Genomic DNA, 21,943 nt, shown 5'->3' on the forward strand with positions numbered 1-21,943 from the left:
AGGTGACGCTGCGTCACCTTGTAGACTACTCCCTATCGAGAGAAAAGCACGAACAACATAGGGGGTATAACACAAACATGAATGATGCAAAAAACAATTTTTGGCGTAAGGATCCTTGGTCGTATAAAGAACTGCTGGCCATGCTGGCCTTGGTCTTCCTGCTCGTGCCCTGGCTTATTGAGAACCACATCCAAGGCCTGCTGCAGGGACTCTTCCAACATGATTTGTATGCCGGCACGCTTACCGGACTGATCATGGGCATCGTTTTTACGGCAGGGGTGTACTGGATTGCGCTCATTCCGAAGAAGGAGAGCTGGTCCGCCGTCGGCATGCGTTCGTTCCCGGCACGTTACTGGATCTTCGTCGGATTGTGGTCCATTGCCGTGTTGGTGTCCGCCGTGCTGATCCTGCTCGTGATGTCCTGGTTTGAGGGAAGCTATGAAAATGATAAGACAGAAAGCATTCAGAGCCAGGTTTCCGCATTCAGCATCCTCATCGGCATCTTGTCCGCTGGCGTCGTCTCGCCGGTATATGAGGAAATATTGTATCGTGGTTTCCTGTACCGCTGGTTCCGGACGCGCATGGGAAAGGGATGGGGCTTAATTCTCAGCTCGGCGGTGTTCACGGCGGCGCACATTCCCACCTACAATACCCTTGCCCTCAATTTCGTGAGCGGGCTGATTTTCGCCTGGACGTATGAGAGAACGCGCTCCATTCTTCCCGGCATTCTCATTCACGGGCTGACGAATACGATCGCGGTTCTGCTGACCGCGTTTGCATAAATTGTATACATTTTTTTGCATGAAGTCACGGTACGGACAGGCGGTAATCCTTGCGATTACAGCCTTTTCTGCTTTGCGGGTATTTTGTACCGATCCCGAACAGCTTGATTTTATTCACTTTTAACGGTTGACAAAAACCGCCCAGCTGATAAAATGATAACTGAATTGATCTAATTGAGAATGAATATCATTATTAGTTTATGTGGTTTTATGCATATCGCCTGAACAGTTAAGCGGTAGTTCAACTTAGGATAGAAAGAGTCGAATTCCTTATGAAAATTTGGTACTTGTGGGTGGCCTTCTTCATCTTATCGATCATATCCCTGTTCGTGGGAGTAAAAGACATTACGCCGTGGGATCTTTTTCATCTAGCTCCGGAGCAGCAGCAGGTACTGTGGATCAGCCGCTTTCCGAGGCTTGTAAGCATTATTATCGCGGGCACCAGCATGAGCATCATCGGTCTGATCATGCAGCAGCTCACCCGCAACAAATTCGTCTCGCCGACGACGGCGGGAACGATGGATTCAGCACGGTTCGGCATTTTGGTGGCCATGATGCTGTTCTCGAATGCGACCACGCTGGAGAAGATGCTGATTGCTTTCGTGTTTGCCCTGCTGGGCACCTTCATTTTCATGCGGATTCTTGACAAGGTGAAGTTCAAGGATACGATTTTTATCCCGCTGGTGGGACTCATGTTCGGCAATATCGTCAGCTCGATTACGACCTTTTTTGCCTACAAAAACGATCTGATCCAGAACATGTCGGCCTGGCTTCAAGGAGACTTCTCCACGGTGCTGAAGGGGCGCTATGAAATGCTCTATATCAGCATCCCGCTGCTCATTATCGCTTACCTGTTCGCAAACCGCTTCACGATTGCGGGCATGGGCGAAGAATTCGCGGTCAACCTGGGGCTGAATTACAAAGCCGTCGTCAACATCGGTCTGGTGCTGGTCGCGGCGGTGTCCTCGGTCGTCATTCTGACGGTGGGCACGATTCCGTTTCTCGGACTGGTCGTTCCGAACATCGTCACGATGTACCAGGGCGATCATTTGAAGAAAAATCTCACGCATACCGCCCTGCTTGGCGCCGTGTTCGTCCTGTTCTGCGACATTTTGGGCCGGATCATCATTTATCCGTATGAGATTTCGATCGGCCTCACGGTCGGCGTGCTGGGCAGCGCGATCTTTATTGTCCTACTCCTGAGAAGAAAGGCTTATGCATCATGAAAAAAAAGCTGATTTTTCTGAGCGTCATCGCACTTGTCTTGATTGCCGTGTTCATGTTCATCAACGCCAGCGGTCATTGGGATTACGTCCTGAAGCTCAGAGGCAAAAAGGTGTTGGCCATGATAATCACAGGTTCAGCGATCGCTTTTTCCACCGTCGTCTTTCAAACCATTACCAACAATCGCATCCTGACGCCGAGCATCATGGGCCTCGATTCGCTGTATATGCTGTTTCAGACCTTTATGGTGTACATATTCGGTTCTGCCAGTTTGAACATGATGGGCAAGAATGTGAATTTCATCATCTCGGTCGGCCTGATGGCGCTCTTCTCGATGGTCTTCTACAAACTGCTGTTCAGGCGCGAGGGGCAGAACATATACTTCCTGCTCCTGCTCGGGCTGATCTTCGGCACCTTGTTCCAGAGCCTGTCGACTTTCATGGAGGTGCTGATCGACCCGAACGAATTCCAGATCGTGCAGGATAAAATGTTCGCGAGCTTCAACAACATCAACACCGAGCTGCTTGTGCTGTCGATCGTGCTGATGGCGGGCGTGGCGATTTACTTCGCGCGTTATGCCAAGTATCTCGATGTCATTGCTCTGGGCAAAGACCAGGCGGTCAACCTGGGCGTGGACTACGACAAGATTGTCAAAAGAATGCTGGTCGTGGTGGCGATCCTCATCTCCATCTCGACGGCGCTGGTCGGCCCGATTACGTTCCTCGGCCTGCTCGTGGCCAACGTGAGCTACCAGTTCATGAAAACATTCAAGCATCATTTTCTTATCATCGGAGCCATGCTGCTCAGCGTCATTGCCCTTGTGGGCGGCCAGCTGCTGGTCGAGCGGGTCTTCACCTTCTCCACCACGCTGAGCGTGATCATCAATCTGGCCGGGGGAGTCTACTTCCTCTACCTGCTGCTAAAGGAGAGTAAATCGTCGTGATCGAGGTCAAAAACGCAACCAAACTGTACAATGGCAAACCCGTCCTGGACGACGTGTCCGTCTCCATCCGCAAAGGGAAAATCACGTCCTTTATCGGCGCTAACGGCGCCGGGAAGAGCACGCTCCTGTCCCTGATCAGCCGCCTGATCAAGAAGGACGGAGGCGACATCCTGATCGAAGGCGAGTCCGTCGACAAATGCAAGAGCAGCGACCTTGCCCGCAAAATATCAATCCTCAAGCAGGCCAATCACATCAACGTGAGGCTGACGATCCGCGAGCTGGTCAGCTTCGGGCGGTTCCCGTACTCGCAGGGCAAGCTGAAACCGGAAGACTGGGCATTCGTCGACGAGGCGATCCGCTACATGGAGCTTACAGAGCTGCAGCATCAGTACCTCGATCAGCTGAGCGGCGGCCAGCAGCAGCGCGCCTTTATCGCTATGGTCATCGCCCAGGACACCGAATACGTGCTCCTCGACGAGCCGCTGAACAACCTGGACATGAAACACTCGGTGCAGATCATGAAGGTGCTGCGGCGCATGGTCGACGAACTAGGCAAAACCGTCATTATCGTCATACACGACATCAACTTCGCATCGGTGTATTCCGATGATATCGTGGCTCTCAAGAACGGGAGAGTCATCAAAGAGGGACCCGCCGCGGAAATTATAGATTCCCCTGTGCTGAAACAGGTATACGGCATGGATATCCAGATCGAAACGATCAACGATCATCGCATCTGCATTTATTTCTCTTAAAAAGGTAGCTCAAGTTCAGAAGTGGATTTTTCTTTAATGTTAACTTTGGTAATGATATGGGGTGCGACGCCAGCATGCCAGGGCCCGGCAGCACGGCTTGCATCGCATAATTTTATACAAGCCAAGCTTTTGAGTGATTGAATTATTGCGCAGAGGTAGCGCAGGGGGCGGAATCGTTCTGGAGAAACGACAGTGGTCGCCTTTGTTTCCGGATTTCTACACCTTTTAAATGAAAGATAAAGAAATCTGGGGACAACAGCGATCGGAAGAACGATCCGTCACCGGAGCGGCCGCCGTGCACGAAAGCCGAGAACTTAAAATAAATGATGAGGTGAACACTGTGAATAAAAGAAACATGCTCATGCTGATCCTATCCGCGATGCTGGTGCTTGTGCTGGCAGCCTGTGGTAACAATAACAAAACTGCCGAAACGCCGGTGAAGGAAACCGAGGCCAATGCGGCCGCCGCTCCTGCTGATAACGAAGAGCTGACCATCAAGCATAAGCTTGGCGAAGCCAAAGTGAAGAAGAACCCGCAAAAGGTCGTCGTGTTCGACTTCGGTATTCTCGATACCCTCGATAATCTGGAAGTCCCTGTAACGGGCGTTCCTCAAGCCAACATTCCGCCGTACCTGTCCAAATACGAAGATAAGGACGCCTACAAAAACGTCGGCAGCCTGAAAGAGCCGGATTTCGAGGCGATCAATGCGCTTGAGCCGGACCTGATCATCATCTCCGGCAGACAGCAGGAGGCTTACGAGGAATTGAACAAAATCGCACCAACCGTGTTCCTTGGACTGGATACCACGAAATTCATGGATTCTTTCAAGGAAAATATGAACACCGTCGGCCAAATTTTCGGCAAGGAAGCCGAAGTGAAGACCGAGCTGGAAGCGATCGACAAGTCGATTGCCGAGGTTCATGACAAAGCGGCCGCTTCCGGCAAAAAGGCGCTAATCGTGCTTTCCAATGAAGGCAAGCTGAGCGCGTACGGCCCAAGCTCCCGTTTCGGCATCATCCATGACGTGCTGGGATTCGCCGCGTCGGACGACAAGATTGAAGTATCGACACACGGCCAAAGCGTAACGAGCGAATACGTGGCCGAGAAAAACCCGGATTACCTGTTCGTCATTGACCGAGATAGCGCAGTGGCAACCGATAAGGATGGAGCAGCAGCCAAGAAAACGGTCGAAAACGAGCTGGTGAAGAACACGAACGCATCGAAAGACGGACATATCGTCTACCTCGATCCGAATTACTGGTACCTCTCCGGCGGCGGTCTGCTGTCCGTGCAGGAAATGGTGAAGGAAGTTGGAGCGAGCATCCAGTAAGCTGCCTTAAGCAGGTTGAAATGCAAGAGCCGAACCGGCGCATCATCAAAAGGCTGTCTGCCATCCCGCAGGGATGGAGGCAGCCTTATTGCTGTTTCGGGGTTTTATTCAATAAGCGGAGCTGCTTCCTTTGCTAGAACACATACTGCACGAAGATCATGTACAGCACCGTTCCGCCGCCGATGCTCAGCAGGAGATTATGCTTCCATTTGTGCACCCCGATGACGAACAGTCCGGCCAGTAGCTCGGGAATGCCGTGGGGCCAGACCTGCGGGGAGACGGATTTGAAGCAGTAGACGATGAGCATGCCGATAATCGCGAATGGCAGCACCTTGCCGAGATAGGCAGCGAAGTCCGGAGTCTTCTTATGCGCCGGAAATATGAGAAACGGCAGGACGCGGGTCAGCAGCGTAGCGGCCGCGATGACGAGAATCGTTAAGACGGCTTCCGTGGTGGAGAGGATCATGATTCTGACTCCTTTGCATGCAATTTGCCTCTGAGAAGCGACAGGGAGATCAGGATGCCGGCCATGGCAAACAGAATAAAGCGGTCGGACCCGAACACGATCAGGCAAAGGGCGGTCATGACGATGCCCAAAACAGCTGGCATATGATTCTTGGCATGCTCCCACTGCTCCACGAAAATGACGATGAACAATGCCGTCATGGCAAAATCGATGCCTGTTGAATTAAACGAGACGAGCGAGCCTGCGATATTGCCGATCAGCGATCCGGCGATCCAGTAGCCCTGATTGAGGAGGGCAATAAAGAACATAAACCATTTGGGACTCACGTTATCCGGCGCCTTAATGGAGCTGAGCAGGGAGAAGGTTTCATCCGTTAGCGAGAACATCATATAGGGCTTCAGCCTGCCCGATGACTTGAACTTGTCCAGCATGGACAGACCGTAAAACAGATGGCGGGCGTTTACCATGAGCGTTATAAAGAAGGCAGCGGCGAGCTGAAAGGGGCTCACCAGCAGGTTGATGGCGACAAACTGCATGGAGCCCGCATAGATGAGGAAGCTCATCGCGAAAGCCCATATGGGGCCGAAGCCTTTGCTGTTCAAAAGGACGCCGAAGGCGATGCCGAGGAACAGATAGCCCATCAGGACGGGCAGGGTATAAGGGAAAGCGGTTTTGAATGCGAGTTTTTTCATGGTTTATTCTCCTGGTTGTCATCATCTCGGAAGCTTGTCCGTTCAGTGGATATGATTTCAGTCTATCGTGAACCCCGGGATCGGGCAATTGAAAATTGGGGTTATACTCGTATCCGGCCCATGCCGTATAATAGAATGACCACAACGAACGGATATGGGGAGGAAAGAAGCGGCATGGCATACTTGGAGTTTGACCCGGGCGATTATTCCGTCACGTTTCAATCGGAAACCGTACAGCTGCTGGCTAAGGAGTATGCACTCCTGCGGTTTCTTTATCAGCATGCTAATCAGACCTTCACGCGGGAGCAGCTGCTGGATCAGGTGTGGCCGATGGAATACCCGGTTGAGCGTACGGTGGATGATCATATTTACCGGCTGCGGAAGAAGCTGAAACGCTGGAGCGGACGGGTCCAGCTGGGAACCGTTCGCGGCCTGGGTTACAGCCTGACATTGAAGGAGGCTCCTGTGCTTGCAGTTCCGTCGCTGACGGACAGCGGGCTTCAAAGGCAGATCAGGCAGCTGCTGGATACTTACCAAATGCTTGGCCAGAGCAAAGCGATGCTGGCCCTTGCCAATCAGCAGGAGCTGCTGGGCGTCAGTATCGATGCGCTGCATTTGAATTTTTTGCGTTTTGTGCAGGCGGATTTGAGGGGGCTGATTGAAGCCTCCGAAGCGGATGGCCCGGGCATGTTATACTGGCTCCTGGCATCCTATTATTCCTTCTATTATGAGCCGCAGCAATGCCTGAAATTTTTTGAGGATGCGATTCGGGCGCGCATTCTACCGTACGAAATGCAGCGCGAGCTGGAAGTGCTGAATATATTGGGGCTGTATGCCGATAACGGCCGAATGGCGGAGGACTTGGAGCGTGTGCGGGAGGCTTACCGGGTAATCGATGGGTTAGACGGCGAGCTCGACAGCTTCAGGGTCCACATCGCATCGGCTGAAATGTACATCCACCTCAAGGCGGGGAACGCGAGGGAAGCGGGGCATTGCTCGGCGGCCATCGAGGCGATGCTTGCCGAGGCTCCTTACTTGCGGGAAATCTGCACCTTTCATGGCCTGAAAGGAAGGCTGCTGCTGCTTGAAGGACGACGTTCGGAAGCGGTCGCAGCCTTCGAGCACGGCCTTGAGGTCGGCGAGGAAGCACACAACATGCCGCTGCTCGTGCACTCGGTCATCGGGACGCTGGATTTCCTGGAGAACGTGCATAGCGATCCTTTGCTGCAGCGGAAATTCCGGGCTCGGCTCGATGAATTGGACCGGATATACGAGCTTTCCATGCTTAAACAACCGGTAGAGCAAGCTATGGTGCGGATTCTGGGATCCGTCTGATATTCCTCTGATAATTCTCCGTTAAAGTGAGCTTATTCTAATCTTACGGAGGAATAAGCATGACAACTTTATCATCGGCTGCATCCAATCCAAGCAAGCGACCGGCGTCTGTTTGGACCAACAAGACGTTTGCGCGCCTGTTTACCGCTTACGCAATGGCATCCTTCGGCGAATGGTTCGACGCGTTTGCCATTGAAATTCTCGTGGCGTACCGCTGGCACGCTGATCCGCTCATGATTGCCCTCATTCCGGTGATGATGGCCCTTCCGGGAATCGTGCTCGGCTCCTTTGCCGGCGTCGTCGCCGACCGGTGGAAGAAGGTCAACCTCATGATGCTCGCCGACGCGGCCGAGACCGTGCTGACCATTCTGCTGCTGTTTGTGCCGAACATGTACTGGCTGCTGCCGCTGCTGCTGCTCCGCGCCGCGATGGGCGTCATTCGCGTTCCGGCGCACCAGGCGCTCACACGCCAGGTTGTCCGGGAGGATCAGCTGTTAAAGGCAACCTCTTATAACGGGCTTGTGAATCAGTTCTCGAAAATCGCCGGCCCCCTGCTCGGCGCGGTTGCCCTGACGGTCGTTTCGCCGCAGCTGTGCATAGCCGTAAACGCGTTTACCCGTCTCGTTTCGGGGATGATCCTGTTTACACTCCGGCATATCGACCAGAATGCGGCTGCAGGGAAGCCGGAGGAAATGCGGTGTCCGGAAGACGGGAAGGAGCAGAAGCCAGGATTCATTTCATTGTGGAAACAAGGATGGTCCGTACTGGCGCGAAGCCGGCTGCTGCTGAGCAGCTTCGTCGTGAATATGACCGTGACGCTCGTGATCCTGATGATCGATTTCCAATTTCCGACGCTGTATCGGGAAATTGCCCCGAATAACGAATCCCTTCTCGGCTGGATGATCGCTTCCACGGGTGCGGGAGCCGTCTTGACGATCCTGCTGTTAAACCGCATCGGCAGGGTACGATACGGGTTCGGAATCGGAGGCGGCGTGGCGCTGATCGGCGCGGCCTTCGGATGCATGGGGCTGCTTGGCCCGGAATCTCCGGCAGCATGGAGCATCGTGCTCGGGCTGTTCATTGGTACCGGCAATGGGCTGGTAATTGTGACGTATAACTATGTGCTGCAGAGGGAAACGCCGGAAGGTATGACGGGACGCATTTTCGGTATTCAGAATACGTCAGCCAGCGCCATGATGATCGCTGCCCCGTTGATTGGGGGCGTACTGATTCAGGGCATGGGCGTGGGAAGGGTCTTTGTCATGCTGGGCATCGTGGTCCTTGTCATCGGAGCCGTCTGCCTGGTGTTTCAACAGTTGCTGTGGCCGTCTAATGAGGTCACAACGGCTTCACATGCTTCCAGCGAGGCCTCCGGCTAACCGCCAAACGATGGATAGCCTGTTCCCTTCTCCCTTTCATAGAGGTTGAGCTTGACGGAACATGACATGCAGGTTGCATGGTTTCTTAGTAGAGTGAGCCTTATTAAACGTATACAGGAGGAGATCAGAATGAGCAACATCGGAACATGGGAGGACGCCGAACCCGGCGTGATCCGCAAAATCATGCCGCCGGGGGCATCGCTGATGATGATGGAGGTACACTTCGAGGAAGGAGCCGAGGGCTACGAGCACTCACATCCGCATGAGCAGATGTCCTATTGTCTGAAGGGGCGGGTTGAATTCACCATTGAAGGCGAGAAGACCGTCATCTCCGAGGGTGAAACCATCGTCATTCCGGGTGGTGCCAAGCACGGAGCCAAGGCGCTCGTGCCGAGCGCGCTGCTCGACTGCTTCACGCCGCTGCGCGAGGATCTGATCCGCAGATAGATGACAGGCATCATGGAGAGGCCCTTTTCAGGGCTTCTTTTTTTATCAAAATTTAAATAAAGCGGCAAACAGCTGCTTCCCTTGAAATTATGTTAGTATTTGGTAAGGGATAATTTAGTTCTATATTACATACATAGTCTGTACCAAAGGGAGCGATGCGAATTGATCGAAACGGCGGAAGCTTCAAAGGAACGCGTCATATCCATCCGCAATTTGGAGATGAGTTACGGCAGCAAACCGATTTTGCAGGGGATCGATCTGGATGTATACGAGGGACAAATTATCGGCTATATCGGTCCGAACGGAGCAGGCAAGAGCACGACTGTCAAAATCATGCTCGGCCTGGTTGAGGGTTACCAGGGGGAAGTGAACATTTTCGGCAGGAATATCGCAGACGGGGATATCGAATACAAGCGGCGCATCGGCTATGTGCCGGAAGTGGCCGAGCTGTACGACAGCCTGACGGCGCAGGAATACTTGTCGTTCGTCGGTGAGCTGTACGGGCTCACGCAGCGCCAGGCCGATCACAAGGCCAGAAGGCTGATGGGTAAATTCGGGCTGGAGGAAGTCTACTTCGACCGGATCTCGTCGTTCAGCAAAGGCATGCGCCAGAAGGTGCTGCTCATTTCAAGCCTGCTGCATAACCCGGACATCCTGTTTTTGGATGAGCCGCTGAGCGGCCTGGACGCCAACAGCGTCATGATCGTGAAGGAAATTCTGGCGGAGCTGGCGGCCGCGGGCAAAACTATTTTTTACTCCTCCCATATCATGGACGTCGTGGAGAAGATCAGCAGCCGCATTCTGCTGCTCCATGGGGGGCAGATCGTTGCCGACGGCAGCTTCGAAGAGCTGCGGGAGCAGTCGCATGAGCGCTCGCTGGAGCAAATTTTCAATGACCTGACGGGGTTTCACGAATATAAGGATGTGGCGGCGTCGTTCGTGTCGATCGTGCAGGAGGTGTAGCGGATGGGGACGATGAAATGGCTGCAGATTCTCGATCCGCTGCGGGGACTGTTCGAGCGGTTTGGCGTCGATTATGTCATGATGCGCAGAATTCTGGAGATCAAGCTGCTGATGGACGGCCGCCGGGCGCCGACGCTGGTCCAGAAATCCTCCAAAAACTTAAGCTCCGATACGCAGTCCAACCAGTTTATCAAGTCGCTGTGGATCTATGTGCTGCTCAGCCTCGTGCTGATTCCGTTTGTGGCGATGAAGGTAAGCTTCATGTTCCAGATGAGTCTGGTGTTCGGCATTCTGATGTTTATGGTTACGACTTCGATGATCTCCGACTTTTCTTCGGTGATGCTCGATGTCCGCGACCGCAACATTTTATTCTCCAAGCCGGTCCAGCGCAAAACGATCAACATGGCCAAAATGCTGCATGTCATGATCTACCTGCTGCTGCTGACCGGGTCCCTGACCGTGGTGCCGCTGCTGGTGGGGCTGTTCAGGCACGGCATCCTGTTCTTCCTGCTGTTTCTGGCGGAAATCATTCTGATGGATGTGTTTATCGTCGTGCTGACGGCGGCGCTGTATTGGCTCGTGCTGCGCTTTTTAGACGGGGAGAAGCTGAAGGATATCATCAACTATGTCCAGATCGGCCTGACGATTGCGATGACGGTCGGTTATCAGCTTATCTCGAGACTCTTCAATCTGGTGGATTTGGATATTACGTTCACGGCAAAATGGTGGGAAATATTCATCTTTCCGACTTGGTTCGCTTCTCCATTCGAATGGGTGCTGGGCGAGGCCGCGAACGGGTATATCATCTTGTTCTCGGTGCTGTCCGTCGCCGGGCCGCTGGCTGCGTTATGGATATATTCCCTGCTGATGCCCTCCTTTGAACGGAACCTGCAGAAGCTCGCCAGCCACGAGGCCCGGGGCAAAATAAACCGGCTGCGGCTGTCGGACCGTCTTGGCGCCTTACTGTGCCGGGGGAGCATCGAAAGGCTGTTCTTCCGCTTCTCCTGGGACATGATGGGACGGGAGCGGGGCTTCAAGCTGAAGGTCTATCCACAGCTCGGGTTCTCCCTGATCTTTCCGTTCATCTTTATGTTTAACATGCTGCGTTCGGACGGCGGCTTCGCGGCGATGAGATCGGGCAGGGGATATCTGTTCCTGTATTTCTGCGCGCTGATGATCCCGACCATCGTTCAAATGCTCCGGTACTCGGGCAACTATAAGGGTGCATGGATTTACCAGACAGCTCCGCTGACGGATGGCGCGCCAATTTACAGAGGTACCCTGAAGGCCATGATCGCGAGGCTGTTTGGTCCGCTGTATGTGTTGGAGGCAATAATATTCGTAATCATTTTTGGAGCGAGGATCCTTCCCGGACTGGTCGCGATTCTGCTCGGCGTGCTGCTGTATACCGTTCTCAGCTTCATGGTATTCGAGAAGGAGCTTCCCTTTTCGGTGCCTTTTCAAAATGTGCAGTCCGGCAATACGCTCGTCTTTTTCGGACTGATTCTGCTGCTTGGCGTATTGGCGGGAGCGCATCTGGGCTTCACCTTTATGGCATATGGCGAATACCTGTGGATGCTGGTGCTGCTGATTCTGAATCTCGTCGCCTGGAAGCTGGCTTTCCGCAAGGGGCCCGTGAATGGGCTGCATCGTGTGCGGTAGAAGTAGAAGCACAAAAACCCCCGAGTCGGGGGTTTTTGTGCTGCCGTATTTTATGCTTGATGGCACTTACGCGTACAAAGCTGCCAACCGGGAGGCCGTCTGGCTCCAGGTAAAGCGCTGCAGGACGATCCGGCGGCCGGCTTCGCCCATGGAACGTCTAAGCTGGCTGTTCCTGCCGAGACGGACCAGGTATTCCGCAAAAGACTCCGGGCGGTGGTAAGCATCCGCGAGGAAGCCGCTATGTCCATGCTGGACGATTTCCGGGATGCCTCCGTTGCGGGACGCAATAACGGGCAGACCGGAAGCCATCGCTTCGACATTGACGAGGCCAAATGCCTCGTGCTTTTGCGATGGGCATACGAAGCAGTCCGCCATGCGGTACATGCGGTGGATATCCCTGTGGCCGACCTTTCCGGCCCAAATGACGGGCACGCCCAGCTTTCCCGCTTGCGCGCGCAGCTGCCTCATGTAAGAGCCGCTTCCCCTGCCGGCAACGACCAGCCTCACGGGAATTTGCCTGCCGGCGAGCTGCAGTGCTTTTAACAGGACGGAAAGGCCTTTGCGCGGAATGACCCGTCCGACGAACAGGACGGTAAACTGGCTGCCGATGCCGTATCTCCTCTTGGCACTGGCGCGCTCGGCTGCGGTCGGGGGATGGAAGCGTCCTACGTCCACCCCCAGCTCCACCGTGCGGATTTTATGCGCCTGGGCGGGAAAACGGCTTGAGAGCTCGTGCTTCAAAGAGCTGCTGTTCGCGATGATCAAGTCTGCGTGCTTCATGCTGGACGCTACGGGCGCTGTATGCGGTACGAAAGTCAGGGAGTGCAGGAACAGGGTTACCTTGGTGTGCGGGACAGCTCTTTTAATTGCCGCCATATAATGAGGGCGATTGTCCACTTGAATAACGTCGTATGATTGGCCTTGAACGTGCCGGAGGACAGACGCCAGATACACGCGGGAGCTTCCGGAACGGACCCGCACGATATGAACGCCATCCGTGACGCTGTGTCCGGGAAGCCCGGCTGCGGCTCTGCTGATCACAGTAACGGTGTGCTGCTTCGCAAGCTGTTTGGCGATGGCCAGAATGCAAATCTCGACCGAGCCGTTCCCGGGAACGGGAATCTGCTCAGGGGCAACGATTAACAGATTCAACTCTCTCTTCCTCCTATCCGTCAGAAGCCGATGGATCATCTACTCTCTACTAATATGCATGCGGGTTCAAGAGAGTATGGTCTTTCATCCGTACAGGCGGCCTCTCCTTGCGAATAGGGTCACAATAGCCTTTTCCGTGATGGAAAAGATGCATAAGCTATAGGGTCTGATATAGAAAATGAACTAAAGTTTCATCCCGATTCTCCTGATTCCATCCGGTATACAGGGCGAAGTGCTTTGCTTACTTTAGTTCTATTTATACAGCTGGCTGTCTAAACGTCCCGGAATGGAGAGATTAAGAGATGACAGAACAAAGAAAACGGCGTACAACGCTGACGAGCAAGTGGAAGAAAACGAAACTTCTCATCGTGCATGACGATGTGAAGCCGTTGATACCCGTTACGCGGAGGTTTGGCAGGTCGGCTCTGAAATCGATGCTGAATGCTTATGGAATGGTCTATGTAAAGCCTGATGTGGGGACTTATGGCAACGGCGTGATCCGGGTGGAAAGGCGGGGGACCGGCGGATATTCCTATCAGCTGGGAACCAAGGCCGTGATAAGCCGGGATTTCGATTCCTTGTACGGCGCTCTGATCAAATGGACGGGTAGCCGCCGTTACCTGATTCAAAAAGGAATCCATCTGGTCAAGTACAGCGGCCGCCGTTTTGACCTCCGCGTGATGGTGCAGCTGAGTCCGAAGGGCGCGTGGGAGACGACGGGTCTGATCGGCAGGGTCGCGCATCCGGGAAAAATCGTGACCAATTACCACAGCGGCGGCAAGCTGATGGACGTGAAACGGCTTTTGGGAGCGTATATGTCTGCGGACCAGATGCATCGAACCACTGAACAGCTGAACCGTCTTGGGGTGAGGGTCGCCCGCCATATGCATGCCAGGTATCCGGGGCTCAGACAAATAGGGCTCGATATCGGCTTTGACCGCACATGGACGCCGTGGATTCTCGAGGTCAATACGAATCCCGATCCCTATATTTTTAACCATCTGTCCGACAAGAGCGTGTACCGCAAAGTGATGAGATATCGGCGCGCTGCCAAGAGGACTCCATAGTCTGTCCGCAGTGGGAGAACATCGTGAGATGTTTTCCCATTTGCACTTTACTGCCTATATTTCACACTTTGATTATGGTCCGAAGAAGTAGTACATTAATAGATGAAATCATAAGGAGGTTTCTGAATTAATGTTCTATGAAGACAATGAGAATCTGACCATCATGACCTACACCTTGAATAGTGGCATTAAAGGAACTGTACCTTTATCGAATAAGCAAATTCAGGAATGGATCGAGTGCTATCGTACCGACGCGAAATTCATCACAGCTATTGGCAAGGAGTTTTTCGGCCTCAATCCAGAGCTGGTTGCGGATTTTAAAGTGCATAACCGTTTTTCCAATTACGCCGAAGTGCTGAAGCCTGTGGGCAACCCGCCTGCCGCCGTAGAATCGGATAACACCGATCAGCTGTCCAGAGCGTACGAGGAGAACCGTGTGTACTTTAAAGTCGACTGCAAATGCGGTACCACCTACACGACCTTTTCCCAATACTACACGACGAAATGGTATTGTTCCAAATGCAAGGAGATCGTGTTCTTGGACAAGAAGAAAGGCCGCGTATCGACCGACAAGGGCGATGCCTGGTACATGACCAACAAGTATTATGTTTCGAGGGACTAGCATGAACGAGCGAAAAGCACCTGTCAGAGGGTGAAGACATAAAGGATAACGGATATGTATTAAGGGACTGTTGTCAGGCCGGATCTTCGGCTTGGGGCAGTCCCTTTTGTTGCCATAAAAAGTTTTTTTGAATTGATTCAGGTATATTCTGGTAAATAGGGCGGATTTTCTGGGTAATGAATCATGGGCTGCACCGGGTCCAGGAACGGATATGTATGCAAATTCATAAGCCAGCGAAGGGTAATGCCTAAAATTTTTAATATTTTGTGACATAATTCACATTATAGTGCTTTTGGAGCAAAGAATGTGACATTTATCACATTGAAAGCATGGATCGTCTGCCAGAATACTTGAAGGAAGGGATTGCAATGACATCGATCTGAATTACTCGCGAATGTTGCAAACAACCCGTTAACATGTGTTCACGAATCCGGAAGGCATAGGGATTCTGAGAATAACTTTTGAAAAGAGGGAAGAAAATGGATGTATTGATGCTGTCTCGGTTTCAGTATGCGGCAACGACGATTTTTCACTTTTTCTTCGTGCCGGTGTCGATCGGACTTGCGCTTCTGATCGCGATCATGGAGACAATGTATGTCGTCAAAGGCAAGGAAGAGTACAAGGACATGGCCAAGTTCTGGGGCAAGCTGTTCCTGATCAACTTCGCGATCGGCGTGGTGACGGGCATACTGCAGGAATTCCAGTTTGGCATGAACTGGTCGGATTACTCGCGTTTCGTCGGGGACGTGTTCGGAGCGCCGCTTGCGGTTGAAGCGCTGCTGGCCTTCTTCCTGGAGTCGACGTTTATCGGCCTTTGGATCTTCGGCTGGGACCGTTTGTCCAAGAAGGTGCATGCGCTGTGCATTTGGCTGGTTGCGATCGGTACGGTGATGTCAGCGTTCTGGATTCTGGCGGCGAACTCCTTTATGCAAAGACCTGTCGGCTTTACCGTCAATAACGGACGCGCAGAGATGAATGACTTCCTGGCGCTGATTACCAACGGCCAGCTGCTGCTGGAATTCCCGCACACGATCCTGGGCGCCTTCCTGACCGGAGCGTTCCTGATCGGCGGCGTGAGCGCCTATAAGCTGCTGAAGAAGCAGAATGTAGCCTTTTTCAAAAAATCATTTACCATTGCGGTCATCGTCGGTCTTGTGACTTCAATCGGCGTGGCGCTTGTGGGTCACCAGCAGGCACAGTATCTGGTTAAAACCCAGCCGATGAAAATGGCTGCAACCGAAGCGTTGTGGGAGAACAGCGGAGACCCTGCGGCTTGGACGGTTACGGCATTTATCGATACGAAAAACCAGAAGAATTCGGGCGAGTTCCAGATCCCGTATCTGCTGAGCTTCCTGTCGTACAGCAAGTTCTCCGGCGAAGTGCAGGGCATGAAGGAGCTGCAGGCCGAATATGAGCAAAAATACGGTCCTGGCGACTACATTCCACCGGTCCGTACAACGTTCTGGAGCTTCCGCATCATGGTGGCCGCAGGCTCGCTGATGATACTGTTCAGCTTGTACGGCGTCTATCTGGCTGCACGCAAGAAACTCGAAAACAAAAATAAATGGTTTTACCGTGTGATGCTGTTCAGCATTTCGCTGCCGGTCATCGCCAACACCTCCGGCTGGCTCATGACCGAGATGGGGCGTCAGCCATGGACCGTATTCGGCCTGATGACGACGGCAGACAGCGTTTCGCCTAGCGTCACCGCCGGGCAGGTGCTGTTCTCGATCATTGCCTTCATTGGCGTGTATACCATTCTGGGCGTCGTGATGGTGTTCCTGTTCGTTCGCACGATTAAAAAGGGACCATACGAAGTGAAGCCCGCAATAGAAGAATCCCATGATCCATTCGATAAGGAGGGATACCAGCATGCTATCTCTTAATGAACTTTGGTTTGTGCTCGTCGCCGTGCTGTTTACAGGCTTCTTCTTCCTGGAGGGCTTTGACTTTGGCGTCGGGATGTCGACCGGCATCCTTGCCAAGAACGACAAGGAGCGCCGTTTGCTCATCAACTCGATCGGGCCGTTCTGGGACGGCAACGAAGTATGGCTCCTGACGGCGGGCGGCGCGATGTTCGCCGCTTTCCCGAACTGGTACGCCACGCTGTTCAGCGGATTTTACACGCCGCTTGTCCTGCTGCTGCTCGCGCTGATTGGACGCGGGGTTGCCTTTGAATACCGGGGCAAGGTGGAGAAGCCATCTTGGAAAAAAACCTGGGACGTCATCATCTTCGCAGGCAGCCTGCTGCCTCCGCTTCTGCTGGGCGTCGTGTTCTCAGACCTCATTCGCGGTCTTCCGATCGACCAGGCGATGGAAATGAAGGCTTCCTTCTTCGGCGATATCGTCAATGTGTACTCGGTTGTCGGCGGCCTGACGATGGTGATGCTCTGCCTCGTGCACGGACTATTGTTCGCAACGCTTCGGGTGAACGGCGAACTTCATGACCGGGCGCGCAAAATGGCCCGCACGCTCATGGTGCCTCTGGCCGTACTGGTCGTCGTCTTCTTGACCCTGACCTATTTCAATACCGACATCTTTGAGGTTCGCGGCGGACTGCTGGCGGCTGTCATCGTGGTGATGCTTGCCGCTTTCGGGCTCGCAGCATTCTTCTCCGGCAAGAAAAAGGACGGCTGGGCCTTCGGCATGACCGGCGCGGTCATTGCGGCTACGATCGCCTTCTTCTTCATCGGGCTCTTCCCGAACGTGATGGTCAGCTCGATTGATGCGGCCTTCAATCTGACGTTAACCAACGCGGCATCCGGACATTACTCGCTTAAGGTGATGACCATCGTGGCTTTATCCCTGCTGCCTTTCGTGCTTGGTTATCAGATCTGGAGCTACTTCGTCTTCCATAAACGGGTTCACGAGAAGCATTTGGAGTACTAATGGACCGGAATTTACTGGGTTACAAAGGGATAAAGCCTACTCTTGCCGCCGTGCTGCTCCTCACGCTCGTGCAAAGCGTTTCGATTGTTCTGCTGGCAAGATGGCTGGCGGAGGTTCTCTCCGCCCTCTTTGCCGGTGAACCGCTTCATTCGCAGTACAACAAAATGTTCATGTTCCTGGGCGCGTTTCTGGTCCGGCATATGACGAATTTCATACAGCAAAAAATCAGCTACGCTTTTGCGGAGCGGACGGGAGCCGGCCTGCGCAAGCAGGTGCTGGAGAAGCTGTTCCGGCTCGGCCCCCGGTTCGCGAAGCAGGAGGGCACGGGCAACCTGGTCACGCTCGTGCTGGAGGGGGCATCGAAGTTCCGGAATTACCTGGAGCTGATCGTACCGCGGATGGCGGGGATGTCGATCATCCCCTGGGTCATCCTGGCCTATATTTTCATGCAGGATATGACGTCGGGGATCATCCTGATCCTGGCGATGCCGATCCTTATCGTGTTTATGATTCTGATCGGGCTTGCAGCCCGCAAGCATACAGAGAAGCAGCTCGATACGTACCGCACGCTCTCGAACCACTTCGTGGATTCGCTGCGCGGGCTGGAAACGCTGAAGCTGCTCGGGCAGAGCCGCTCGCACAGCGATACGATCGCCCGGGTGAGCGACCGTTACAGATCGGCGACCATGCGCACCTTGCGCGTGGCCTTTCTGTCTTCCTTTGCCCTCGACTTTTTCACGATGCTGTCGGTGGCCGTCGTCGCGGTCGGCCTGGGTTTGCGGCTGGTAAGCGGCGATCTGGCGCTGGTGACCGGACTAACCGTGCTCATTCTGGCACCGGAGTATTTCCTGCCGGTCCGGATGGTCGGCTCGGACTTTCATGCGACGCTGGACGGTAAAGAAGCCGGAGCGGCGATGCAGCTAATCATCGACGAGCCGCTGAACGAAGGCTCCGATACGGAGGGCGGCCGTTCGGAAGACACCAGCCTGGGCTGGACGCAAGACAGCCGTTTAAGCCTTTCCGGCATTGGCGTACAGCATCAGGAGGAGGGCCCTCACTCTCTGAATGAGGTGTCCCTGGATATTCGCGGCATGGGCAAAATCGGCATCATCGGCGCGAGCGGCGCCGGCAAATCCACGCTGATCGACGTGCTGGGCGGATTCCTGAAGCCGTCGTCCGGAACGGTCGGTGTGGACGGCAAGCGGCTTAGCTCGCTGACGACGGATACCTGGAGACAGATGACGACATACATTCCGCAGCATCCGTATATTTTCAGCAGCTCGCTCGCCGATAACATCCGTTTTTACGCACCGGATGCCGATGCTTCTGAAGTGGAGCGCGCCGTGGCGGCTGCCGGTTTGACCGAGCTGGTCAGCGGTCTGCCGCATGGCGCTGAAGAGCGGATCGGAAACGGCGGACGCCAGCTGAGCGGCGGACAGGAACAGCGAGTGGCGCTGGCCCGCGCCTTCCTTAGCGACCGTCCGGTCATGCTGCTGGATGAGCCGACGGCCCATCTGGATATCGAAACCGAATACGAACTGAAGCAGACGATGCTGCGGCTGTTCGAGAACAAGCTGGTATTTCTGGCGACGCATCGCCTGCACTGGATGCCGGATATGGACCTGATCATCGTGCTGGAGCAGGGAAGGGTCGCCGAAATCGGCACCCACGAGGAACTGATTGCCCGCAAGGGAGCCTATTACGAGCTGATACAATCGCAACTGGGGGGAGGAGCTTAAGTGAGAGAAGAAGGATGGCTGTTGCCTTATGTCCGCACGTACTGGGGCCGTTTTCTGATCATCATTGCGCTGGGCTGCCTGACCCTCCTGACCGCATCGATGCTGATGTTCACTTCGGGCTTCCTGATCTCCAAGGCCGCGCTCCGTCCGGAGAATATCCTGATGGTGTACGTGCCGATCGTGCTCGTCCGCACCTTCGGCATCGGGCGGGCCGTCGTCCATTACGTGGAGCGGCTCGTCAGCCATGACGCGGTGCTCCGGATCGTGTCGCTCATGCGCACGAGACTATACCGGATTCTGGAGCCCCAGGCGCTGTTTATCTCCTCGCGCTTCCGTACCGGAGATATGCTGGGCGTCCTGTCGGATGACATTCAATATTTGCAGGACGTGTATCTCCGGACCGTATTCCCGAGCGTGGTAGCCCTCGTCATGTACGCCGGCTCGATCGCCGCGCTGGGATGGTTCGATATCCGGTTCGCGCTGTTCATGGCGCTGTATGTGTTCATTCTTGTCGCCGTGCTGCCATGGGTGTCGCTGCTCATCACCAAAGCAAAAAGCCGCCTTGCCAAGCAGCAGCGCAGCGGCTTGTACACCAAGCTGACCGATGCCGTGCTCGGCATGAGCGACTGGGTCATCAGCGGCAGACAGGCGCAGTTCCTCGCGGCATATGAAGCCGACGAACGCGAAGCTGCCCGCGTGAACGGACAGCTCAAGCGCTGGGCACGCTGGCGGCAGCTGCTCGGGCAGGTCGTGATAGGTCTCAGCGTCATCACGATGACGGTCTGGGCTGCCCGCGAATATGCCGGGGGTCAGATTCCCGCAACGATGATTGCCGCCTTTGTGCTGGTCGTTTTCCCGATCATGGATGCGTTCATGCCGGTGTCGGAAGCGATTGAGAAAATTCCAAGCTACCAATCCTCGCTCCAGCGTCTCGGTGAGATCGAACAGGCATCGGGCGCGGATGGCAGAGAAGGAACCGGTTCCGGCCTGTCGCTGGAGCAGGTCCGCAGCCTCGCTGCCGCGGATGTCCATCTGAAGGTTCAGAACGTAAGCTACCGCTATGACGATGCTTCCCCTTGGTCGCTGCAGGATGTTTCCCTTGACCTGCCGCAGGGCAAACGGATCGCCATCATCGGCCGCAGCGGTGCCGGCAAATCGACGCTGCTGAAGCTGATCGAGGGCGCCCTGCGGCCTTCGTCCGGCTCCGTTTCCCTGAGCGGCACGGAGGCTTATAACATCGGCGAGCGGATGCCTCAGGTCGTATCGGTGCTGAACCAGAGCCCGCACCTGTTCGACACGACCGTGGCGAACAATATCCGGCTTGGCGACCGCGAAGCCGAGGATGAGGACATCCGGCGCGCAGCCGCCCAGGTGAAGCTGGACCGCCTGATCGAGTCGCTGCCGCTCGGCTACCGAACGCCGATGCATGAGACGGGCCAGCGCTTCTCCGGCGGCGAGCGCCAGCGGATTGCGCTCGCCCGGGTGCTGCTGCAGAACAATCCGGTGGTCATCCTGGATGAACCCACGGTCGGCCTGGATCCGCGCACGGAAAACGATCTGCTGGCGACCATTCTGGACACCATGCAAGGCAAGTCGCTGATCTGGGTCACGCATCATTTGGTGGGTGCGGAGCACATGGATGAAATTATTTTTATGGAAAACGGACTCATCGAGATGAGGGGTTCCCATGCAGAGCTTATGGCCTCCTCCGAGCGCTACCGCAATTTGTACCGGCTGGACCGCCCGGAGGCGTTCATGGCTGGCCAATAAACGATAAAGCACATTTCGCGCCCTTGAGGCTGCATGATGCACTCTCTAACGCGGAATGTGTTTTTTTTCAGCGTTTTGGCTTAAGATCCATGAGAATAAAGGTTTGATAGGGTCCTAACGCGCAGGGATTAATCCATCGGGGTGATAGACAGGAGAACGGAGTTTGAATACGATAAGGTTAAGAACATCTGCCTTGCGCAGTAAACAATCCTACATTTTGAAGATCGCCGCTTCAGCTTGCTTCAGCTGAAGGAAGGCGGTCTTTTTTTTCGAAACGGGTAGAATGTATTGCCAACAGGCATGCATAAGTACGGGGGCTTTATCGCATCCTACATATGGACGGTTTGCCAACTTGAAGGGGGTGTACGAAAGATGAGCAACAATTCCCAGGAGCCTAGTAAATATGAGGTGCAAACGACGAAGCTGAACAAAATGCCTGTACCGGACAAGCAAAGAGAAGAATTTGCCGAGGACATGGTGGAGGACGCGAAGGAAGCGTTCAGCCAGCAGCAGTCAGAGGGCCAAGAATAGGGCAGGATAGGACCAGAATCCGGCCAAGAACAAGAGCAATTGATGTTCTATTGTGCTGAATATAGGAAAAGCAAAAATGCCTTTGATCTGCGGATCGAAGGCATCTTTGTTTTTGGTGGAAAACGGTGAACCAGCACACAGCAGCGGAGCGGACGAAGCAATTCCGAAGAAACGAAGTGGTCGCCTTTGTCCTCG

At 54.3% G+C, this 21,943-nt stretch carries 20 protein-coding genes; 17 read left to right on the forward strand and 3 right to left on the reverse strand.

Translation table 11 applies throughout. From position 1 onward, the window contains the following. The first annotated feature begins 77 nt into the window (after nt 1–77). The 5 genes from ACTHPM_RS17385 (at nt 78) to ACTHPM_RS17405 (ending at nt 5,034) form a co-directional block, all read left to right on the forward strand. Entirely contained in the window at nt 78–782 is a 705-nt protein-coding gene (locus ACTHPM_RS17385) for a CPBP family glutamic-type intramembrane protease (protein ID WP_440396499.1), read from the forward strand. A gap of 272 nt (nt 783–1,054) precedes the next feature. Next, a complete protein-coding gene (locus ACTHPM_RS17390; RefSeq protein ID WP_440396498.1) occupies nt 1,055–2,008 on the forward strand; it encodes an ABC transporter permease in 954 nt (317 codons plus the stop codon). Continuing rightward, the gene (locus tag ACTHPM_RS17395) at nt 2,005–2,949 is read left to right on the forward strand and encodes an iron chelate uptake ABC transporter family permease subunit (RefSeq protein WP_440396497.1); all 945 of its coding nucleotides are present in this window, start codon (nt 2,005–2,007) and stop codon (nt 2,947–2,949) included. The genes ACTHPM_RS17390 and ACTHPM_RS17395 overlap by 4 nt, the downstream gene beginning before the upstream one ends. Continuing rightward, nucleotides 2,946–3,704: an iron ABC transporter ATP-binding protein gene (locus ACTHPM_RS17400; protein WP_440396496.1), complete on the forward strand. Its 759-nt coding sequence runs from the start codon at nt 2,946–2,948 to the stop codon at nt 3,702–3,704. Before ACTHPM_RS17395 ends, ACTHPM_RS17400 begins: the two co-directional genes overlap by 4 nt. 355 nt (nt 3,705–4,059) lie before the next feature. After that, complete coding sequence (locus ACTHPM_RS17405) at nt 4,060–5,034, forward strand: siderophore ABC transporter substrate-binding protein (protein ID WP_440396814.1); 975 nt, start codon at nt 4,060–4,062, stop codon at nt 5,032–5,034. A gap of 133 nt (nt 5,035–5,167) precedes the next feature. On the opposite strand, the gene ACTHPM_RS17410 is transcribed toward ACTHPM_RS17405, so the two are convergent. Next, nucleotides 5,168–5,500, reverse strand: a complete 333-nt coding sequence (locus ACTHPM_RS17410; protein WP_440396495.1) for a branched-chain amino acid transporter permease — start codon at nt 5,498–5,500, stop codon at nt 5,168–5,170. Further along, nucleotides 5,497–6,192 carry an AzlC family ABC transporter permease gene (locus ACTHPM_RS17415; RefSeq protein ID WP_440396494.1) on the reverse strand — a complete coding sequence of 232 codons (696 nt, stop codon included), beginning with the start codon at nt 6,190–6,192 and terminating at the stop codon, nt 5,497–5,499. The genes ACTHPM_RS17410 and ACTHPM_RS17415 overlap by 4 nt, the downstream gene beginning before the upstream one ends. Nucleotides 6,193–6,366: 174 nt before the next feature. Between ACTHPM_RS17415 and ACTHPM_RS17420 the strand changes: the two genes are divergently transcribed. The 5 genes from ACTHPM_RS17420 to ACTHPM_RS17440 all read left to right on the forward strand — a co-directional run bounded on the left by ACTHPM_RS17420 (nt 6,367) and on the right by ACTHPM_RS17440 (nt 11,978). Further along, on the forward strand, nt 6,367–7,527 hold the full coding sequence (locus tag ACTHPM_RS17420) for a winged helix-turn-helix domain-containing protein (protein ID WP_440396493.1): 1,161 nt from the start codon (nt 6,367–6,369) through the stop codon (nt 7,525–7,527). A gap of 59 nt (nt 7,528–7,586) precedes the next feature. Then, nucleotides 7,587–8,906 carry an MFS transporter gene (locus ACTHPM_RS17425; protein WP_440396492.1) on the forward strand — a complete coding sequence of 440 codons (1,320 nt, stop codon included), beginning with the start codon at nt 7,587–7,589 and terminating at the stop codon, nt 8,904–8,906. Nucleotides 8,907–9,035: 129 nt separating this feature from the next. After that, complete coding sequence (locus ACTHPM_RS17430) at nt 9,036–9,353, forward strand: cupin domain-containing protein (protein ID WP_440396491.1); 318 nt, start codon at nt 9,036–9,038, stop codon at nt 9,351–9,353. A gap of 219 nt (nt 9,354–9,572) precedes the next feature. After that, on the forward strand, nt 9,573–10,316 hold the full coding sequence (locus ACTHPM_RS17435) for an ABC transporter ATP-binding protein (RefSeq protein WP_440396813.1): 744 nt from the start codon (nt 9,573–9,575) through the stop codon (nt 10,314–10,316). Nucleotides 10,317–10,319: 3 nt separating this feature from the next. Beyond that, nucleotides 10,320–11,978, forward strand: a complete 1,659-nt coding sequence (locus ACTHPM_RS17440; protein WP_440396490.1) for a hypothetical protein — start codon at nt 10,320–10,322, stop codon at nt 11,976–11,978. 66 nt (nt 11,979–12,044) lie between these two features. Here ACTHPM_RS17440 and ACTHPM_RS17445 read toward each other — a convergent pair whose 3' ends face one another. Further along, nucleotides 12,045–13,130, reverse strand: coding sequence for a glycosyltransferase family 4 protein (locus ACTHPM_RS17445; protein ID WP_440396489.1), 1,086 nt, complete (start codon nt 13,128–13,130; stop codon nt 12,045–12,047). Between the two features lie 302 nt (nt 13,131–13,432). Here ACTHPM_RS17445 and ACTHPM_RS17450 point away from each other — a divergent pair, with 302 nt between their 5' ends. From ACTHPM_RS17450 to ACTHPM_RS17480, 7 genes are all read left to right on the forward strand, one after another. Continuing rightward, nucleotides 13,433–14,197, forward strand: coding sequence for a YheC/YheD family protein (locus ACTHPM_RS17450; RefSeq protein ID WP_440396488.1), 765 nt, complete (start codon nt 13,433–13,435; stop codon nt 14,195–14,197). 130 nt (nt 14,198–14,327) lie between these two features. Next, on the forward strand, nt 14,328–14,819 hold the full coding sequence (locus ACTHPM_RS17455) for a hypothetical protein (RefSeq protein WP_440396487.1): 492 nt from the start codon (nt 14,328–14,330) through the stop codon (nt 14,817–14,819). A 479-nt stretch (nt 14,820–15,298) separates the two neighbouring features. After that, complete coding sequence (locus ACTHPM_RS17460) at nt 15,299–16,705, forward strand: cytochrome ubiquinol oxidase subunit I (protein ID WP_440396486.1); 1,407 nt, start codon at nt 15,299–15,301, stop codon at nt 16,703–16,705. Beyond that, on the forward strand, nt 16,692–17,708 hold the full coding sequence (gene cydB, locus ACTHPM_RS17465; RefSeq protein ID WP_440396485.1) for a cytochrome d ubiquinol oxidase subunit II: 1,017 nt from the start codon (nt 16,692–16,694) through the stop codon (nt 17,706–17,708). Before ACTHPM_RS17460 ends, cydB begins: the two co-directional genes overlap by 14 nt. Then, on the forward strand, nt 17,708–19,447 hold the full coding sequence (gene cydD / locus ACTHPM_RS17470; RefSeq protein WP_440396484.1) for a thiol reductant ABC exporter subunit CydD: 1,740 nt from the start codon (nt 17,708–17,710) through the stop codon (nt 19,445–19,447). The genes cydB and cydD overlap by 1 nt, the downstream gene beginning before the upstream one ends. Further along, a complete protein-coding gene (gene cydC / locus ACTHPM_RS17475) occupies nt 19,448–21,217 on the forward strand; it encodes a thiol reductant ABC exporter subunit CydC (RefSeq protein ID WP_440396483.1) in 1,770 nt (589 codons plus the stop codon). A gap of 372 nt (nt 21,218–21,589) precedes the next feature. Further along, complete coding sequence (locus tag ACTHPM_RS17480) at nt 21,590–21,748, forward strand: hypothetical protein (RefSeq protein WP_440396482.1); 159 nt, start codon at nt 21,590–21,592, stop codon at nt 21,746–21,748. The last annotated feature ends 195 nt before the right edge of the window (nt 21,749–21,943 follow it).

Origin of the sequence: Paenibacillus sp. SAFN-054 (assembly GCF_051966755.1) — a bacterium.
Lineage (GTDB): Bacteria > Bacillota > Bacilli > Paenibacillales > Paenibacillaceae > Paenibacillus_AQ.

Excerpts from the sequence above, each read along its gene's own strand:
- ACTHPM_RS17385 (WP_440396499.1), top strand. The coding sequence starts at position 78 with ATGAATGATGCAAAAAACAATTTTTGGCGTAAGGATCCTTGGTCGTAT.
- ACTHPM_RS17390 (WP_440396498.1), top strand. The coding sequence starts at position 1,055 with ATGAAAATTTGGTACTTGTGGGTGGCCTTCTTCATCTTATCGATCATA.
- ACTHPM_RS17395 (WP_440396497.1), top strand. The coding sequence starts at position 2,005 with ATGAAAAAAAAGCTGATTTTTCTGAGCGTCATCGCACTTGTCTTGATT.
- ACTHPM_RS17405 (WP_440396814.1), top strand. The coding sequence starts at position 4,060 with ATGCTCATGCTGATCCTATCCGCGATGCTGGTGCTTGTGCTGGCAGCC.
- ACTHPM_RS17410 (WP_440396495.1), bottom strand. The coding sequence starts at position 5,500 with ATGATCCTCTCCACCACGGAAGCCGTCTTAACGATTCTCGTCATCGCG.
- ACTHPM_RS17415 (WP_440396494.1), bottom strand. The coding sequence starts at position 6,192 with ATGAAAAAACTCGCATTCAAAACCGCTTTCCCTTATACCCTGCCCGTC.
- ACTHPM_RS17420 (WP_440396493.1), top strand. The coding sequence starts at position 6,367 with ATGGCATACTTGGAGTTTGACCCGGGCGATTATTCCGTCACGTTTCAA.
- ACTHPM_RS17425 (WP_440396492.1), top strand. The coding sequence starts at position 7,587 with ATGACAACTTTATCATCGGCTGCATCCAATCCAAGCAAGCGACCGGCG.
- ACTHPM_RS17430 (WP_440396491.1), top strand. The coding sequence starts at position 9,036 with ATGAGCAACATCGGAACATGGGAGGACGCCGAACCCGGCGTGATCCGC.
- ACTHPM_RS17435 (WP_440396813.1), top strand. The coding sequence starts at position 9,573 with ATGAGTTACGGCAGCAAACCGATTTTGCAGGGGATCGATCTGGATGTA.
- ACTHPM_RS17440 (WP_440396490.1), top strand. The coding sequence starts at position 10,320 with ATGGGGACGATGAAATGGCTGCAGATTCTCGATCCGCTGCGGGGACTG.
- ACTHPM_RS17450 (WP_440396488.1), top strand. The coding sequence starts at position 13,433 with ATGACAGAACAAAGAAAACGGCGTACAACGCTGACGAGCAAGTGGAAG.
- ACTHPM_RS17455 (WP_440396487.1), top strand. The coding sequence starts at position 14,328 with ATGTTCTATGAAGACAATGAGAATCTGACCATCATGACCTACACCTTG.
- ACTHPM_RS17460 (WP_440396486.1), top strand. The coding sequence starts at position 15,299 with ATGGATGTATTGATGCTGTCTCGGTTTCAGTATGCGGCAACGACGATT.
- cydB (WP_440396485.1), top strand. The coding sequence starts at position 16,692 with ATGCTATCTCTTAATGAACTTTGGTTTGTGCTCGTCGCCGTGCTGTTT.
- cydD (WP_440396484.1), top strand. The coding sequence starts at position 17,708 with ATGGACCGGAATTTACTGGGTTACAAAGGGATAAAGCCTACTCTTGCC.
- ACTHPM_RS17480 (WP_440396482.1), top strand. The coding sequence starts at position 21,590 with ATGAGCAACAATTCCCAGGAGCCTAGTAAATATGAGGTGCAAACGACG.